We start from the raw sequence: 17,561 nt of genomic DNA on the forward strand, positions 1-17,561 counted from the left end.
GGCCTGCCGCCAGCGTTCAATCTGAGCCATGATCAAACTCTTCAGTTTAAAAGTTTAATCGACCCATTGAATTTCATGACTTAAGCTTTATTTTGTTAAGCACTTCGTTCAATCAGTCAGGTGTACCCTTTCGTTAAACGAAAAGAGGTACTTGTCGCATCCGAAGATGCTTTTCTCTGCCTGAATCCGGTAAGTGCCCACACAGTTTGCTTGGCTTGATATATTGTTAAAGAACGTTTCGCTCGGCCCTTTCGGAACTCTCGAGCGGGATGCGTATTTTACGCTTTCCCTTGTCAGCGTCAAGATCATTTTTGATCTTTTTTTGCAGGCGCTATGCGCCGCTGACCGTTATCCCCTTTGGCTTTGCCCTCGGTGACAACGGCGGCGAATTATAAGGATCATTTAACTGGGTGCAAGATCTTTTTGCGAAATAAATACTGACTGCTCAGTTTTTAGTCGCCAGCGTCTTTTTTCTCTTCGGTTTGTTCTTTTTTTGCACTCTTGTCAGCCTTTTCCTCGTCTTCATCACAGTCATCATCTGTATCACCGACGACATGCTTCAACTCAAGACGTTTCACTGAGCGTACAGTCAAGATTGGGCCAGAAAGCGCATACAAGAAGAAAATACTAAACAGTACTAACGACGGCTCTGTTGCCACCACCACGAAAGCCAAAACCATCGCAAGGATAACGACAAAAGGAACGCGTCCACGCCAATCAACATCTTTAAACGAGTGATAGCGGAAGTTACTTACCATCAATAAACCAGCACAAATGGTAATGATGGCGGCTAGGTAACTAATAGAGTCAGGCGCAACTTCATACTTTGAGCCAACCCAAACTAGCCCGCTGACGATGGCGGCAGCACTAGGAATTGCTAAACCTTGGAAATAGCGTTTATCTGAAGAACCATGATTAGTATTAAAGCGAGCTAACCGCAGCGCTCCACCGGCAACGAAAATAAACGCCGCAAGCCAACCGAACTTACCTAAATCGGATAGTGCCCAGTTATACATCACGAGCGCCGGAGCCATACCGAAGGAAACGATATCAGCCATACTGTCGTATTCGGCACCAAAATCGCTTTGCGTATTTGTCATTCGCGCGACTCGACCGTCCAAGCCGTCAAACACCATAGCGATGAAAATCGCAACAGCCGCAGATTCAAACTGGTTATTCATTGATGCGACAATGGCAAAAAAACCAGAGAAAAGTCCTGCCGTCGTCAGCAAGTTCGGTAATAAAAAGATGCCTCGGTTCTTCGTCGATGCATTATTTGGCATAGTGCTTCCTGATTACAAATAGTTAAGACCGTGCAGGATAGCATAGCATGCGAGCCGCAATAAATAGGCTTTACAGCTCGCTGCTATAGGTTTGTCTCAGCAATACGGTTACTGACTGATGACAATTGCGTCATCTTGGTAATCTACTTTAATAGCTTTACCTGGCAGCAACTTCCCAGCTAATAACTGCTGTGCTAGTGGATTTTCGATCTCTTGCTGAATGGCACGTTTCAACGGTCGCGCACCAAATACTGGGTCAAAACCCGCAGCGGCAAGATGGTCGAGCGCAGCATCACTCAAATCAAGTCGATAATCACGCTCAGCAAGACGTTTGTACAAACGTGCTAACTGAATCTGCGCAATTGAACGGATTTCTGACTTCGCCAATGGATGGAACACGACGGTTTCATCTACTCGATTCAAAAATTCCGGACGGAAGTGATGTTGTAAGATCTCCATCACATCGGCTTTCATCTCATCATAACTTTGCTGGTGTGCTTTTTCTTGAATCACATCAGAGCCCAAGTTTGAGGTCATGATGATAACCGTATTGCGGAAATCTACGGTGCGCCCTTGCCCATCGGTTAAGCGTCCATCGTCCAATACTTGCAACAGGATATTAAAAACGTCTGGGTGGGCTTTCTCCACTTCATCTAACAGAATCACTGAGTATGGCCGGCGTCGCACGGCTTCAGTTAGGTAGCCACCTTCTTCATAACCTACATAACCCGGAGGTGCACCCACCAGTCGCGAAACCGCATGCTTTTCCATAAACTCGGACATGTCGATGCGCACCATGGCATCTTCAGTGTCAAATAAGAACGCTGCCAGCGACTTACACAATTCGGTTTTACCTACGCCAGTTGGACCAAGGAATAAAAACGATCCAATCGGGCGCTGCGGATCGGACAAGCCAGCGCGCGAACGGCGAATGGCATTTGCCACCGACGTCACAGCTTCATCTTGACCCACCACCCGCTGGTGCAATTGGGTTTCCATCTGCAATAATTTCTCGCGCTCACCTTCGAGCATTTTGCTTACTGGAATACCCGTCCAGCGCGACAGTACATCGGCAATTTGCTCATCCGTAACCTTGTTCTTCAACAAGGTCATCTCTTTTCCTTCAGCTTCTTCAGCGGCCTTTAACTGACGCTCAAGCTCTGGAATACGTCCATACTGAAGTTCCGACATCCGATTTAAATCGCCAGCACGTTTGGCGATTTCTGAGTCACGTTTCGCCTCTTCCAACTGCGCCTTAATATTTTGCGCACCCTGCACGGCGGTCTTTTCGCTTAACCACACCTCTTCAAGCTCCGCATACTTGCGCTGCTGATCCGCAAGCTCACGCTCAAGGCCTTCAAGGCGTTTTTTACTCGCCTCGTCATCTTCTTTTTGCATCGCTTTTTGTTCCAGCTGCAGCTGAATAATACGACGCTCAAGCCGATCAAGGTCCTCCGGCTTAGAATCAATTTGGATACGAATACTTGAGGCTGCTTCATCAATCAAATCGATCGCTTTGTCCGGCAATTGACGATCACTGATATAGCGATGCGATAAGGTCGCAGCCGCCACAATCGCTGGATCGGTGATTTGTACCGAGTGGTGCACCTCATAACGTTCTTTTAGCCCACGCAAGATCGCGATGGTGTCTTCCACGGAAGGCTCATCAACAAGCACTTTTTGGAAACGCCGCTCGAGCGCGGCATCTTTTTCAATGTATTGACGATACTCGTCGAGTGTCGTCGCGCCGACACAATGCAGCTCACCACGTGCGAGCGCAGGTTTGAGCATATTCCCGGCATCCATTGCGCCATCCGCTTTACCAGCGCCAACCATGGTGTGCAATTCATCAATAAAGAGAATAATGCGGCCTTCCTCTTTACTCAGTTCATTAAGGACCGCTTTCAAACGCTCCTCGAATTCACCACGATATTTAGCGCCGGCTAACAACGCGCCCAAATCCAGCGAAAGCACGCGCTTGTGTTTCAATCCCTCAGGCACCTCGCCATTGACAATACGCTGTGCAAGGCCTTCCACAATTGCGGTTTTACCCACGCCTGGCTCGCCAATCAGCACTGGATTGTTCTTGGTACGGCGCTGCAACACTTGGATTGTGCGGCGAATCTCATCATCGCGTCCAATCACTGGATCAAGTTTGCCCTGCTCCGCCCGTTCCGTTAGATCAATAGTGTACTTGTCGAGGGCTTGGCGCTGATCTTCAGCGCTTTGGTCATTTACATTTTGACCACCGCGCACTTGTTGAATGGCTTGCTCGACTTTGTCACGGGTCACGCCTAAGCCTTTAAGCATATCGCCAAGCTTGCCCTTGTCTTCAGTTGCCGCCAACACGAATAGCTCAGACGAGATGTACTGGTCGTTGCGTTTTTGTGCATACTTGTCACACAAATTAAGCAGCGTTCCAGTGGCCGCTGACGCCTGCACTTCGCCACCCACGCCCTCTACTTGAGGCAGGCCGTCCAGCGCGCGACTCAGCTCAGTCCGCAATCGATTACTGTCGATTTGTAAATAGGTTAAGAGTGGCCGCAAGGTGCCACCGTCCTGGTTAAGCAACGCGTGCATAATATGCACCGGCTCAATAAATTGGTGATCGCGACCTAATGCCAATGATTGCGCATCAGCGATCGCTAATTGAAATTTATGGGTTAATTTGTCAAAACGCATGATTTTACTACCTCACATACGATAAAAGTCCTTGTCGTTAATGTGGGTATAAAATAAGCAGTTTCAAGTGCGCGAGTTAACTTTTCCAGATCAAGCTAGCAATACGCCCTGCTGCAGGATTCTCGCGGTGGGAAGAAAAACGCGGGTCACTATAGGTACATAGGCCACTCTGGGTGACACGAGCCACGCCGCAGCCGCGCAAAACCCGCTCGGCAAGTAACGGTAGATCGGCAAGCCACTTTTGCTGAGTTTGCGGAGAAAACGTCGATTTATCGGCTAAGCCATGCTGCGCGAAAGCTTGGTAAACGTCTGCGCCAACTTGAAAATACGCGCGCGAAATTGCTGGGCCAATATAAGCTTGCAGTTGCTGTGGCAATTTAGGCAGCGCAGCTACCGTATTTGTGACTATTCCCGACACCAAACCGCGCCAACCTGCATGAGCTGCAGCAATCACCTCACCGTCATCACTAACCATAAGTATCGGCAAGCAGTCGGCGGTCAACACCGCACATACCGACGGCGTAGTTTGCGCCCAAATCGCATCAGCGGCAACGCCAGCACTGCAGTTTTCGTAACTGACAACATTTGCACTGTGGTACTGCGCTAGCCACTTTGGTGCCACTGGCAAGGCTAATTGACGTTGCAATAAGCGGCGATGGCGAATCACCTTAGCTGGGTCATCGCCAACATGCACTGCAAGGTTGCCAGGTTCATCAACGGTCGTGATGCGAGCCTGCACCCCGTTTGGCAAGCGCCATTCAGGGACAATTCCAAAAGCGTGATTAGTGACGTTCGTCGTGGCCATGGGTTTGCCTATCGACGCGCAGCAGCTGCAACAACTCAACAAAATCTGGCGGCGTTGGCGCATCCCAGCTCATCCATTCACCAGTGATTGGGTGATGCAGTGACAGCCGCGCGGCATGCAAGGCTTGGCGCTTAAAGCCACGCAAGTATGCTAATAGTTCGGGTGACGCATTTTGTGGCGGCCGTGGACGACCGCCGTAGGTAAAATCACCGACCAACGGATGACGTAAGTGAGCCATGTGCACGCGAATTTGGTGGGTACGCCCAGTTTCCAAGCGCAGCCGCAGATGAGTGTGATTGCGAAAACGCTCCACTACGCGATAGTGCGTCACCGCCGGTTTGCCCATCGGGACCACCGCCATATGCGTGCGTTTGGTCGGATGGCGACCAATGGGCTCATCGATATGTCCGCCTGCAGTCATCGGTCCATTACACACCGCTTCATACTCACGGGTGATTTCGCGCTCTTGCATCGCCGCCACCAAATGCGTTTGTGCCGGCAGGTTTTTAGCCACCACCATCAAGCCAGTGGTGTCTTTATCGAGTCGGTGAATAATACCCGCACGCGGAACCTGATCAATCGCTGGAAAATGATGCAACAAAGCGTTGAGCAAAGTGCCATCTGGCGTACCTGCACCTGGATGAACCACGAGTCCAGCCGGCTTATTCAGCACTAAGATGTCGTCGTCTTCGTACACAATGTCTAATTTTATCGCTTGCGGTTCAAAACGTTGTTCTTCAACGATTTCAGCATTGACGGTGACCGTCATACCCGTAATCACTTTTTCGCGAGGTTTGTCGACGACCACGTCATCAACCTGCACCCAACCATCGGTGATCCACGTTTTTAACCGCGATCGTGAGTAGTCAGGGAACAACTCCGCAAGTGTTTGGTCCAAGCGTTTGCCGTTGCACGTAGCAGGGACCGTACCCGTTAATTCAATATGTTCACTCATAAAATAGACAATGGACCTGTGAAAGCAGCAAAGGCTGCGATAGAATGCATGCAAATTCGATGTGTATAGTGTACCTGTTTGGTCGGCTAGGCACCAAAACTAAATCAACAGAGATCAGAACAACTGCTTATGAAACTGCGTATTAGTTTGCTGTTAGCGCTTTCCGTCATGCTCTCGGCATGTTCAAGTTCACCGGATGAAGATGAAATCACTTCAGCTGTTCTCAATGATGCGGCGTTACTTTATGAAAAAGCCCAAGGCAGTATCGCTGCCGGTAATTTCAGTACCGCACAAAGCATCCTGCAACAACATGCAACACGTTACCCGTTTGGACCTTATGCACACCAAGTGCAAATGGACCAAATTTACGTGAACTACAAGTTGGGCGACATCGATAAAGCACTGGCTGAAGTCGACCGTTTCATGCAGCTGAACCCAAATCACCCTAACCTAGATTACGTGATGTATATGCGCGGGTTGATTAACCAACGTGCCGATTCGAATGCTGTGCAAGAATTCGTCGGCATTGATCGCTCTGACCGTGATCCCAGTAAAGCTGAGGAAGCTTTCAACGATTTCACATCGTTGCTGCGTCGCTACCCTGACTCAAAATACTCTGCGGATGCGAAACAGCGTATGGTTGCGATCAAAAGTCGCCTCGCAAAATATGAGCTTGCGGTAGCCGAATATTATATGAAACGTAAAGCTTGGTTAGCTGCTGCGAACCGCGGCAAGTATGTATTGGAGAGCTTTCCTGATACACCGGAAACCCAACGCGCATTGGAAATCATGATCACTAGCTACGATGCATTAGGTCTTGAAGAGTTGAGTGCAAGTGCACAAGCCACGTTAAACACTAACTTCTAGTGTGCCGAACAAGCCTTTAATGTTACCGACGCCGTGTTTTTACACGGCGTCTTCGTTTTCCTCGCCGGTACGGATGCGAATCACACGCTCAATGGTGCTGACAAAAATCTTACCATCGCCGATTTTACCCGTCTGAGCAGTTTCCATAATTGCATCAATACAAGTTTCAACTTGATCATCGGCAACGACGATTTCTAGTTTCACCTTCGGCAGAAAGTCAACCATATACTCAGCGCCGCGATACAACTCTGTGTGCCCTTTTTGCCGCCCGAAGCCTTTCACTTCGGTGACGGTCATGCCAGCAATACCCACCTCTGATAAAGCTTCGCGCACGTCATCTAACTTGAACGGCTTGATAATGGCTTCAATTTTTTTCATGGGTTGCCTCTGTGGTTAACTCGCGTTCTAATTCATACCGAAAATGATTGGTAATTGGATAACGTCGATCTTTGTTGAAGTTACGAGAGGTGATTTTCGGACCTACCGCACCTTGCCGACGCTTATATTCATTAATATCAACCAAGCGCACAACACGCAAGACATCTGACTTGGCATAGCCGGCATCAACAATTTCCAGCGGCGACCAATCCTGCTCCACATAAAGATGAATAATCTTATCCAGCACGGCGTATTCTGGCAGGCTGTCTTGGTCCGTTTGTCCTGGCGCAAGTTCGGCCGATGGCGGACGCTCAATAACCCGCACTGGAATCACATCTTCGGCGCTGGTCGCGTTCATGTGCCGCGCCAAAGCAAATACCATCATCTTGGGAAGATCTTTGATCGGCGCAAAACCACCACACATATCACCGTATAACGTACAGTAACCGACGGCGAGTTCACTCTTGTTACCGGTGGTAAGCACCAAGGAGCGGGTTTTATTCGAAAGAGCCATAAGCAACACACCACGACTCCGGGCCTGTAAATTTTCTTCAGTCACATCCGGCTCGTGCCCAGCAAGTTGTGGGGCCAACTGCTGCATAAAGCTTTCATAAATTGGCTCGATAGCAATAACGTCATAGCGAACACCGAGCGTTTTCGCTTGCTGCTCCGCGTCTTCGAGGCTCATTTTTGAAGTGTAGCGAAACGGCATCATCACCGCATGAACGGCATCCGCGCCCAAGGCTTCCACAGCCAAGGCTAGGGTCAACGCAGAATCGATGCCGCCAGAAAGTCCAAGAGTTACGCCCTGAAAACCGTTCTTTCGAACGTAATCGCGAATCGATAACACCACCGCCTTGCGGACTTCGGCTAAGCGCAGGTCTTCGCCGACGACACGTTGTTGCGGGGCGTATTTTTGCTCTAGAGGCCGAATACCGGTTGCATCAAAACGCAATTCGGCACAGCAGGGTTGGCAATGCGGGAGTTCGGCAACTAGGTCACCATCGCTATCCAGCACCAGGGAATGGCCATCGAAGACCAACTCATCCTGCCCACCACAATTATTGACGTAAACAATTGGACAACCGCTTTCATGCACCCGTTGCTGCAGCACATGCATGCGTTGTTCATGCTTATCCACTTCAAAAGGCGAGGCGTTGATCGAAATCACCCAATCGACACCAGCAGCGAGCGTTTTTGCAAGGGGGTCCGGATGCCAAAGGTCTTCGCAAATAAGCAAGCCAACGCGATGGCCCATCCATTCAAAGACGCAGGGTGCATGGCCTGGAATAAAGTACCGTTGCTCATCAAACACACCGTACTGCGGTAGACGTTGCTTATGATAACGCGCCAGACACTTACCTCGGTGCAACACCGAAACGCTGTTAAATAGCTCGTTGCCAACCCGTTGCGGATGCCCTACCACCGCGACCTGATGCTCGGCGCCAGTTGCGATCCGCTCCAAAGCACTGTCGACAAGCCGTTCAAAGTCACTACGAAATAACAGATCTTCGGGGGGATATCCCGTGATCGCTAGCTCTGGAAAAACGACAATGTCGGCTTCTTCGTGCTCGCCAAGTGCGGATAAAATGGTATCGGTATTGCGCTTGATTGCACCCACGGTGAAGTCAAGCTGCGCGATTGCCACCGTTATCGGTTTCATAGTGTACTTTTACCTCTGCGCGTAACTAAGCTGCGCATAATATAGCAGGCTGTTGCGGTGGGCAAATACTGTGACTAAAGATGGCCTAAAGTAAAAGCACAGTCGCCACTGGTGATTTGTAGGGTTTGCGACGCCTCATCAAGCGTGGCCAGCTCGGCCCACTGGTAGTAAACCGTACGCGCCACTTTAGCTAATAAGCCATGGTCAAGCTGCACATAGGGGACTTGGTCCTTTACCAACAACGGATAATCATCTGAGAGTGGGTATTGGGTATCAACGTTGGTGGTGACTTGAATAACGCTGCCCTGCTCGTTATTGATCTGTTGCCAAGCAACAATCAATAACGGCGCATCGGCGACGCTAATTTTCACCTTCTCGACCGGCGTTACCAGGAAGTGTTCGCCGTTCTCACACACCAGCACCGAGGCAAACAATTTAACCAGGCGCTCGCGCCCAATCGGTGAGTTTTGATAAAACCATTTGCCATTAGCGTCGATGTGAAGTGGGATTTCACCACAGTACTGCGGGTCCCATTGCTCGGTGGGAGCGTGATTGCGCAGTTCTAATGATTTTAGAAGCTGCTGTAATTGCATAGTGTTAACTCACAAGTCGTTTCTGACGAAGTAAATACCAAAGCGTTGCTTCAGTGCGATTTGAAACTTTAATCGCTTTAAATATAGCAGAAAGATGGACGCGGATGGTGCCTTCGGTAATCCCGAGAATCGTGGCGATTTCTTTGTTTGAAAGTCCTTGCGCTAACAACTGCATGATTTCAAGTTGTCGTGGCGATAGAAAATTTTCTGCTTGGCTATTACGAATTGGCATATCCGTTAGCTTCGTTTCATCTGGCACATAACGGTCGTTACGCAGTAAAGTGCGTACTGCATGTTTGGCTTCTTCGGCACTTGAGTCTTTCGGTAAGTAACTACGTACGCCAGCGCTCATTGCCTGACGAACCTCGGTCATCGGTCGTGGCCAGCAGAAAAGAACCACATGCGCAGTTGGTGCGTAATGTTTTATTTGCGCAAGGGTTGGACGTAACTCGGCATCAGGTAAGTCCATATCGAGAAAAATTAAATTATACTGGCTACTGTGTTGTAGATACTCATTTGCCAACTCAAAAGTCGGCGCTTCGAAGATGGATAGCTCCGAAGTGTAGCTTGTGCAAAGATGGATAAGTCCAGCACGAGTAAAAAATTGAGAATCTATTATTAGTATTTTCATAGCTCTTTGCGCAATTGTTAGTATGTGAACAGTTTACACGGATCATATACGTTTTTGAAACATTTGAGAGCGATAGTTGTAAACAAATATAAACCTTAAATAAACGATACGTTGATCGTCATAAACACTACAGAGAGAATGCCATGCGAATTGTATCATCCTTGTTAGCACTAACATTTAGCTTAGTCGCTTACACCGCAAATGCACAATCGACCCTTTATTTTAACTTTCAAGGTTACACGCTTACCGGCACAGTCGGTGAAGACGCTCAACTGAAACACTTTGATGGTCTAGTGGTGAAAGACGGAAAAGTCGCTGCTACCGGTGACGCCGAAGTCTTAGGCAAATTATTCGCTAGTGACGAGCTTGCCCGTGTCGATTTGCAAGGCAAAACCGTTTTACCCGGCATCATTGATGCGCATGGACACATGCTGGGTCTCGGTGAAAACTTAATGCAGGTGGACTTACGCGAAGCAGCGTCTGAGCAAGATGCCGTTGAACGAGTCGTCGCCTTTGCCGAAACCGAAAACGGCGAATGGGTCATTGGCCGCGGTTGGAACCAAGAAAATTGGCAAATTCGCAAATTTCCGACGACGGCAAGTCTGGATGAGTTTCTTACCGACCGCCCGGTGTGGTTAACGCGTGTCGATGGTCACGCCGGTTGGGCCAACAGCAAAGCATTAGAGCTTGCGGGGATCACCGCAAACACGGTAAGCCCAGAAGGTGGCGAAATTATTCGCGATGACAATGGCCAACCCACCGGCGTACTCATCGACAATGCCATGGCTTTGGTTGAACAAAAGCTGCCACAAAAAGATGCTGACTATCACCGTCGTGCGCTAACTGCGGCGTTCGACCATTTAGCATCAGAAGGTATTACTGGCGTACACGATGCCGGCGTTGACGCCACTAACTTAGCTGTTTACCAAGAATTGGCAGCGGCTGAAGCAATGCCAGTGCGTGTTTACGCAATGCTAAGTGCAATGGAGCCAAGCCTGCCAGAGTTGCTCGCCGCGGGTCCGATTACCACCGACGATGATCGCTTAACCGTGCGCAGCGTTAAAATCTATACTGACGGCGCATTGGGTAGTCGTGGTGCAGCGCTAATTGAACCTTACCATGATGATCCAAATAATCGTGGTCTGCTGGTCACCCAACCTGGAGCCATTGAAGACCTGTTCGAACTGATTATTCCGTATGGTTTCCAAATCAATATCCATGCCATTGGTGATCGCGCCAATCGTATTGCTCTCGATAAATTCGCCGCAGCTTACGAAACGGTTGGTGGACGGAATCTTCGTCACCGTATCGAACATGCGCAGGTTGTCCATCCTGATGACCTAAGTCGCTTTGCCGATCTTGATGTGATTGCCTCAATGCAGCCTACGCATGCGACGTCCGACAAAAACATGGCCGAAGATCGACTCGGTAAAGCCCGCATGCGCGGTGCTTATGCATGGCAGACGTTCCTGCAACAAGGCACCATTGTTGCGGCGGGCTCGGACTTCCCGGTTGAGTTATCGAACCCATTCTTTGGCGTTCATGCTGCGGTAACCCGACAAGATCGTGACAATCAGCCGAAAGGTGGCTGGTATGCCCACGAAGCCATGACTTTAGAGCAAGCGCTGCGCGCCTTTACCCTTGATGCGGCCTATGCTGCGGGGCAAGAGCAGGTACTTGGTAGTTTAGAACCGGGTAAATGGGCGGATTTCATTGTTCTTGATCAAGACCCGTTTGCCGTAGATAGCGCTAAACTATGGCGCGCCAACGTTTTAGCGACTTATGTTGCTGGCGAAGCGGTCTACCAACAGTCTCAACAATAGAGGTAAGCTATGAAGTTACACGATGAGCGGCGCGACTACGAACGCGCACAGTTACGCCGCGCTGTTCTAAACGACGACCCGTTTAAGCAGTTTGCTGATTGTTTTAGTGCGGCGAAAGCCAGTGGCTTATTGGTTGATCCAACCGCCTTCACCCTCGCGACCGTAAGTCGTGAGGGGCAGCCTCACCAGCGCATTGTGCTGCTGAAGGATGTCGACACCGAAGGCTTTATCTTTTACACCAACTACGCCAGTCAGAAGGGCCAAGACATCGAAGCTAATCCGCAAGTAGCGATGCACTTTGCTTGGTTACCGCTGGAACAGCAGATTCGTGTCGAAGGTCGCATTGAAAAAATCGATCAGGCTAGCAGCGAAGCTTATTTTCAGAGTCGCCCACGCGCCAGCCAACTTGGCGCATTAGCCTCTGCGCAAAGCTCGCCCATCGCCACCCGCGACGAGCTCGAAGCCCGTTATCATCAGCTTACCGAGGAGTACGAAGGGCAGCCGGTACCGATGCCGAAAACTTGGGGCGGTTATCGCATCAAGCCAAGCTTGTTTGAATTCTGGCAAGGCGGCAAATTCAGGCTGCATGACCGTTTTATTTACCGCTTACAAGAAGATACGTCTTGGCTTATTGAGCGGTTGCAACCGTAGGTAACGGCTCATCACAAAATTCAGCGCACCACAGCAATTGCCGCCAAGTGGCTGCGCTGTATTCTAACCCATGCTCAACTTGCCGCCGGCGTGTCGCCAACGCGCCAGCTCCCGGCACTCGAACCGGATGTTGCGGGTCAATGGGATCGGCATTTTGCAACGCCGCTACCAACGCACTCGCTTGTTGCTCAAATGCCCCAGCCGGTGCCAAAGCCGTCGGATCAACGACTTGCAACCATACCGTGTTGGCATCTGCGTCAGCCTCGAGCGCATCCTGTCGGCCATAATCACTCAGCGCCAACGTCCACAACTCACTAAACAAGTTCAAACCTGTACCTTTATAGCCAAGCTCTTTGCCGCCGAGACTCGCCAACACACTTGGCGGATCGGCAACAAAAGTCGCGGGGTCACAACTGTAATCACCCGCAGGCGTAATCAACGCCGCATAAGGTAGTTGCCGCTGTTCGGCCAACGCCGTTCGTACTTTACCCGCCGCGGTCATCGACAAACTCATATCGAGTAATATCGGATCGGTTTGCGTCGGTGCGCCGATGGCAAACGGGTTCGGCGAAAAACACGCCGACTTAGCGCCATAGGGTGCGACCACTTCTTGCGCAGGGGTACTGCACATCATTTGAATCAACATTCCCGCGGCAACGGCTTGCTCAAGGTACACCGCTAGCGCTGCAACATGTTGCGTACGCCGCACAATCACGGTACCGGTGCCACATTCGCGCGCCATCTCGATAGCACGTGCGACGGCCTGCGGCACAATATATAAACCGGACAACAGGTCAGCATCCCAAAGTTCTATCGCCGCACGTTGCTGCAGCACTTCGGCACGCCCACTCGGCTTGGTTTGACCGCTTTGCAACGCTTGTAAGTTATACCGTAAGCGCAGCAAGCCATGGGTGCGAAAGCCGAGCAGATCACCGGCAACTAAATGCTTCGCCATCGCCTGTGCGACATCCTGTGTCGCGCCCTGCTTTTCTAAACATCTGCTCGCCCAGTCCGTCATGGCTTGTACAGAAAGCTTTTTTTCTTCGCTCATGAGCTCCATCGCTTGTTATTCGTGGTTAGTTCGATAAGCTTACCAAATAATAGGCGTAACATACGACACATTGCAGAGGAGTAAGCGCGCAGTGTCTTCACAAACAATAAAACGGATTGGCGTGCTCACCAGTGGTGGTGATGCACCAGGGATGAATGCTGCGTTGCGGGCGGTGGTGCTCGCCGCAGAGCATTACGGTATCGAAACCATTGCCTTTCGCCACGGCTATCAAGGCTTGTTAGAAAACGACGCCATGCCAATTAAGGCGAAAGACGTACTGCATATTTTGCAATACTCGGGAACCATTATTAAAAGTGCGCGCTGCCAACGCTTCAAAGAGGCCGATGCCGCACAAGAAGCCGCCGCCAACCTTGATAGCCACAACATCGATGCGCTGGTGATTATTGGCGGCGACGGTTCCTTTCGCGGCGCCGATCACTTAGCCAACCATTGGCAAGGAAAAATTATCGGCGTCCCTGGCACCATCGATAATGACTTGTACGGCACCGACATGACCATCGGCTATGCCACCGCCGTCAATATTGCCATGGATGCTTTGGATAAAATCCGTGATACGGCAGATGCGATGGACCGCGTGTTTATTGTTGAAGTCATGGGCCGTGACGCTGGCTTTATTGGCCTTGGTAGTGCCATGGCCGCAGGCGCCGAACGGATGATTTTGCCGGAGCTGCAAAAAGAGAAGCCATTAACCGTTGCCGCCCTCGTCAAGCATATCCAGCGCGTACAAGAAATTCGTGGCGAAGGCAGTTACGTGATGGTGTTGAGTGAACATCAATGGCCAGGCGGCGCCGTAGCCTTGGCGGAACAGCTTGAAGCGGAACACCACTTACCCTGCCGCCCGTGTTTACTTGGGCACATTCAACGCGGCGGAGCGCCGGCACCAGCCGATCGGATCTTAGCTTCGGAGCTCGGCGTACACGCTGTCGAATTATTACTTGCTGGTGAGCACCGTGTTATGGCTGGAAAGCGCGCCAATGAACGTGTTGCAGTTCCGCTACCTGATACGTGGCAAAAGAAAAATCCACTCGATCAGAACCTATTACGCATTCAACACGAGATTTTTAATCCAGTGAAGAAAAATCGGCGTACGAAAACAGACAATTAAGGCGGTAAAAGTGTAGCATTTCGGGGCTTTTGCGCAGATAATAGCCCCCTTTTTTATTTGCCCATTTTTACTGCCCTGTTGCAACGACGGAGGTGCTTGACCTTGAGCCAACATCAAACTGACGCGGTAACTTCCGTAAACGTCCAAACGGTCGCCCCAGTGCGCGAGTTTTTTGGTGCACAAGTTGATAATGCGATCCATGCCAATGCGACCCACATGATTGGGTTTGGTTTTGATGGCACTGCCTGTTTTCGTAAAGGCACACGCAATGGTCCTGACGGCCTGCGTGCGGTTTCGGAAGACATCGAATCGTATTCGCCCTATCTTGATGCTGACCTGTTTGATCACCCTTTTTACGATCTAGGGAACCTTTCACTAGGTCATGGTGACGATATAGAAGGTCAGTGGCGTCACGCAACCGATCAGTTTGATGCGCTATTTGGCCCGTTGGATTTGGCGAAGGAGAATGTGCGTGTGCTCACCTTAGGTGGTGAACACTCGATTTCTTATGCACCGATCCGCAAATACTTGGCCCAATACCCTGACCTCGTGCTGTTGCATCTTGATGCCCACGCTGACCTGCGTGACGGCTTCTTGGGTTACCATTATTCCCACGCGTCGATTATTCGTCGCTCGCTCGACCACTTTGGTCCGGGCCATGAATTGATTCAATACGGCATCCGTTCGGGAACCCGCGAAGAATACCAGTACATGAAAGAGCACAAGACGGTGCGTACTTCACGTAAAGACTTTTTAGATAGCGTGGCCGCGATTGCTGGCGATCGTCCGATCTACTTGACGCTCGATTTGGACTATTTTGATCCAGCATTCTTGCCGGGCACCGGTACACCTGAGCCAGGCGGCGAAGACTTTCACTCTTATGTGAGCCTGATGAAGATTTTGCGCGAAAAAAATTTGGTGGGCGCTGACGTGGTCGAACTGTCACCCGAAATCGACCCGACCGGTAACTCTGATGTTTTTGCGGCAAAAATTGTCCGTGAATTGCTGATTATTTTGAATGAAAAGGGAGCGCGCTAATGGGCGACAGCACTCAAGACTGGAGCATTGACGACGCCGAAGAGCTCTACGGTGTGAACCGTTGGGGCGCAGGTTATTTTTCGATTGGGGACAACGGCAATATTCAAATTGCACCCAATCATCGTCTGCCCGACGTCACCATCGACATGAAAGATGTGTTGGATGAGATCCGTGCTGAAGGTATTCAATTGCCAGCGGTCATTCGTTTTCACGACATCTTGCGCTCACAAGTTGAAATCTTGAACGAGACCTTTGCGAAAACCATCGAAGAAGCCAATTTTCAAGGCAAGTACTGCGGTGTGTTTCCGATCAAAGTCAACCAAATGCGTGAAGTCGTTGAAGAGATCATCGACGCCGGTGAACCCTACAACTATGGTCTTGAAGCAGGCTCAAAGCCCGAGCTTATGGCCGTCCTCGCCTACAACGAGAACCCAGATGCACTGACCGTTCTCAATGGCTATAAAGATGAAGATTATTTGACGCTCGCACTGCTTGGACGGCAGTTGCGTCGCAAGATGATCATCGTCATCGAAAAATACAGCGAACTCGAAATGCTCATTCCACTGGCGAAAAAGCTCGGTGTAGAGCCGCTAATTGGTTTGCGTAGCAAAATGATGGTGCGTAGTGCCGGTAAATGGGCTGGCTCCAGTGGCGATCGGGCGAAGTTCGGCCTGAGCATTACTGAGATCTTAAACATTATCGAGTTACTGAAAAAAGAAGACATGCTGCACTGTGCGAAGTTACTGCACTTCCACATTGGTAGTCAGATGTCGGATATTCGCAAAGTCAAAGAAGCCGTTTCTGAAGGTGCTCGCCTGTACGCCAAACTTATTCAGGAAGGCGTGCCACTGGAATACCTTGATATCGGTGGCGGCTTAGGCATCGATTACGATGGCACCAGCTCGACCACTGACTCGTCACGCAACTACTCCACCGAGGAGTACGTCGCCGACGTCGTTTATGGCGTGAAGCAGATCTGTGATCTGGAAGAAGTACCGCACCCGAACCTAGTGAGCGAAAGTGGCCGTGCCATTACCGCTCACCATAGTTGTGTGGTGACCAATATTGTTGGCGAAATTAAAAACACCGGGGCGCAGTTTGATATTTCCGCTGCAGACGGCGAGCATATTCTCGTCTCGAACATGCGTGAACTCGTCTCCGCTGCTGACTTGCATCCGCAAGAACGCTACAACGATGCGGCATCATTTAAACAGAGTGCTTACGAAGCATTTAAGTTAGGCATTTTATCGCTTAGCGAAATGGCCAAGCTCGACACCATGTATTGGCGCATTTTGAGTGATATCCACAACTCGCTGGACCGCGATGCTTTCGTGTTTCAAGAACTTGAAGAGCTCGAAGATACCTTAGCAAGCCAATACTTGTGTAACTTCTCGATTTTCCAGTCAGCCGCAGACACCTGGGCTATCGGCCAAGTGTTGCCGATCGTGCCGGTCAGTCGCCTACAGGAAAAGCCTGAGGTACGCTGCTCCATCGTTGATATTACCTGTGATAGCGACGGCAAGCTCAGCAAGTACATCGAAGGCACCGAAATCAGTGACAACATTCCGATGCATGCATTACGCAAAGGTGAAGACTATTACGTCGGCATGTTCCTAACCGGAGCGTATCAAGACGTCATGGGCGATATGCATAACCTGTTCGGGCGTTTAACCGAAGTGCATATCTACTGCCACGACGACGAGCCTGGCGACTTCTACATCGAAGAAGTCGTGCCTGGTACCGCCGCCGAGAAAGTACTCGAAACCATGCAATACAACACCGATTTCATGGCCAAAACCGTGAAGAAGTGTATTGACCGCGAAGTTCGTAAAGGTCACATCGCACCTCGCGAGGGCGTACGGTGGACTGACTACTACGAAAAATGTTTGGCGGGCAGTACCTACTTGAAGGCGTAAAATTCAGCAAACTGCGTATTTACTGAGCAAACGGCACACAAACCATAGAAAATCGCTAAAAAGCGGTTGACTCAGAGCCGAAAAACTCGTTTAATACGC

General features: G+C 50.3%; 15 protein-coding genes. 6 read left to right on the top strand and 9 right to left on the bottom strand.

Annotation, left to right across the window (positions count from 1 at the left end):
• Positions 1–452: 452 nt before the first annotated feature.
• The 4 genes from pssA to rluD all read right to left on the bottom strand — a co-directional run bounded on the left by pssA (position 453) and on the right by rluD (position 5,725).
• A complete protein-coding gene (pssA, locus tag CWI70_RS10985) occupies positions 453–1,283 on the bottom strand; it encodes a CDP-diacylglycerol--serine O-phosphatidyltransferase (protein ID WP_126773726.1) in 831 nt (276 codons plus the stop codon).
• Positions 1,284–1,391: 108 nt separating this feature from the next.
• Positions 1,392–3,965: an ATP-dependent chaperone ClpB gene (gene clpB, locus CWI70_RS10990; RefSeq protein WP_126773728.1), complete on the bottom strand. Its 2,574-nt coding sequence runs from the start codon at positions 3,963–3,965 to the stop codon at positions 1,392–1,394.
• 76 nt (positions 3,966–4,041) lie between these two features.
• Positions 4,042–4,770 carry a peptidoglycan editing factor PgeF gene (gene pgeF / locus CWI70_RS10995; RefSeq protein WP_126773730.1) on the bottom strand — a complete coding sequence of 243 codons (729 nt, stop codon included), beginning with the start codon at positions 4,768–4,770 and terminating at the stop codon, positions 4,042–4,044.
• On the bottom strand, positions 4,748–5,725 hold the full coding sequence (gene rluD, locus CWI70_RS11000) for a 23S rRNA pseudouridine(1911/1915/1917) synthase RluD (RefSeq protein WP_126773732.1): 978 nt from the start codon (positions 5,723–5,725) through the stop codon (positions 4,748–4,750). The genes pgeF and rluD overlap by 23 nt, the downstream gene beginning before the upstream one ends.
• 129 nt (positions 5,726–5,854) lie before the next feature.
• Between rluD and CWI70_RS11005 the strand changes: the two genes are divergently transcribed.
• Positions 5,855–6,592: an outer membrane protein assembly factor BamD gene (locus tag CWI70_RS11005; RefSeq protein ID WP_126773734.1), complete on the top strand. Its 738-nt coding sequence runs from the start codon at positions 5,855–5,857 to the stop codon at positions 6,590–6,592.
• A 39-nt stretch (positions 6,593–6,631) separates the two neighbouring features.
• Here CWI70_RS11005 and glnB read toward each other — a convergent pair whose 3' ends face one another.
• From glnB to CWI70_RS11025, 4 genes are all read right to left on the bottom strand, one after another.
• Positions 6,632–6,970 carry a nitrogen regulatory protein P-II gene (gene glnB, locus CWI70_RS11010; protein WP_126773736.1) on the bottom strand — a complete coding sequence of 113 codons (339 nt, stop codon included), beginning with the start codon at positions 6,968–6,970 and terminating at the stop codon, positions 6,632–6,634.
• Entirely contained in the window at positions 6,957–8,633 is a 1,677-nt protein-coding gene (locus CWI70_RS11015; RefSeq protein ID WP_126773738.1) for an NAD+ synthase, read from the bottom strand. Before CWI70_RS11015 ends, glnB begins: the two co-directional genes overlap by 14 nt.
• 74 nt (positions 8,634–8,707) lie before the next feature.
• A complete protein-coding gene (locus tag CWI70_RS11020; RefSeq protein WP_126773740.1) occupies positions 8,708–9,226 on the bottom strand; it encodes a DUF1285 domain-containing protein in 519 nt (172 codons plus the stop codon).
• Positions 9,227–9,230: 4 nt separating this feature from the next.
• On the bottom strand, positions 9,231–9,857 hold the full coding sequence (locus CWI70_RS11025; RefSeq protein WP_126773742.1) for a response regulator transcription factor: 627 nt from the start codon (positions 9,855–9,857) through the stop codon (positions 9,231–9,233).
• Positions 9,858–10,000: 143 nt separating this feature from the next.
• Here CWI70_RS11025 and CWI70_RS11030 point away from each other — a divergent pair, with 143 nt between their 5' ends.
• Both CWI70_RS11030 and pdxH read left to right on the top strand, forming a co-directional pair.
• The gene (locus CWI70_RS11030) at positions 10,001–11,680 is read left to right on the top strand and encodes an amidohydrolase (protein ID WP_126773743.1); all 1,680 of its coding nucleotides are present in this window, start codon (positions 10,001–10,003) and stop codon (positions 11,678–11,680) included.
• Positions 11,681–11,689: 9 nt separating this feature from the next.
• Positions 11,690–12,331 (top strand): pyridoxamine 5'-phosphate oxidase, encoded by a 642-nt coding sequence (gene pdxH, locus CWI70_RS11035; protein WP_126773745.1) that lies wholly within the window; start codon positions 11,690–11,692, stop codon positions 12,329–12,331.
• Here the strand turns inward: pdxH and CWI70_RS11040 are convergent.
• Positions 12,309–13,382, bottom strand: coding sequence for an Ldh family oxidoreductase (locus CWI70_RS11040; protein WP_126773747.1), 1,074 nt, complete (start codon positions 13,380–13,382; stop codon positions 12,309–12,311). The genes pdxH and CWI70_RS11040 overlap by 23 nt on opposite strands.
• A 91-nt stretch (positions 13,383–13,473) precedes the next feature.
• On the opposite strand from CWI70_RS11040, the gene CWI70_RS11045 reads away from it, so the two are divergent.
• The 3 genes from CWI70_RS11045 (at position 13,474) to speA (ending at position 17,462) form a co-directional block, all read left to right on the top strand.
• Positions 13,474–14,508 (top strand): ATP-dependent 6-phosphofructokinase, encoded by a 1,035-nt coding sequence (locus CWI70_RS11045; protein ID WP_258241161.1) that lies wholly within the window; start codon positions 13,474–13,476, stop codon positions 14,506–14,508.
• Between the two features lie 102 nt (positions 14,509–14,610).
• On the top strand, positions 14,611–15,546 hold the full coding sequence (speB, locus tag CWI70_RS11050; protein ID WP_126773749.1) for an agmatinase: 936 nt from the start codon (positions 14,611–14,613) through the stop codon (positions 15,544–15,546).
• Entirely contained in the window at positions 15,546–17,462 is a 1,917-nt protein-coding gene (speA, locus tag CWI70_RS11055) for a biosynthetic arginine decarboxylase (protein ID WP_126773751.1), read from the top strand. The genes speB and speA overlap by 1 nt, the downstream gene beginning before the upstream one ends.
• Positions 17,463–17,561: the final 99 nt, after the last annotated feature.

Origin of the sequence: Pseudidiomarina homiensis (genome assembly GCF_003987225.1) — a bacterium.
GTDB lineage: Bacteria > Pseudomonadota > Gammaproteobacteria > Enterobacterales > Alteromonadaceae > Pseudidiomarina > Pseudidiomarina homiensis.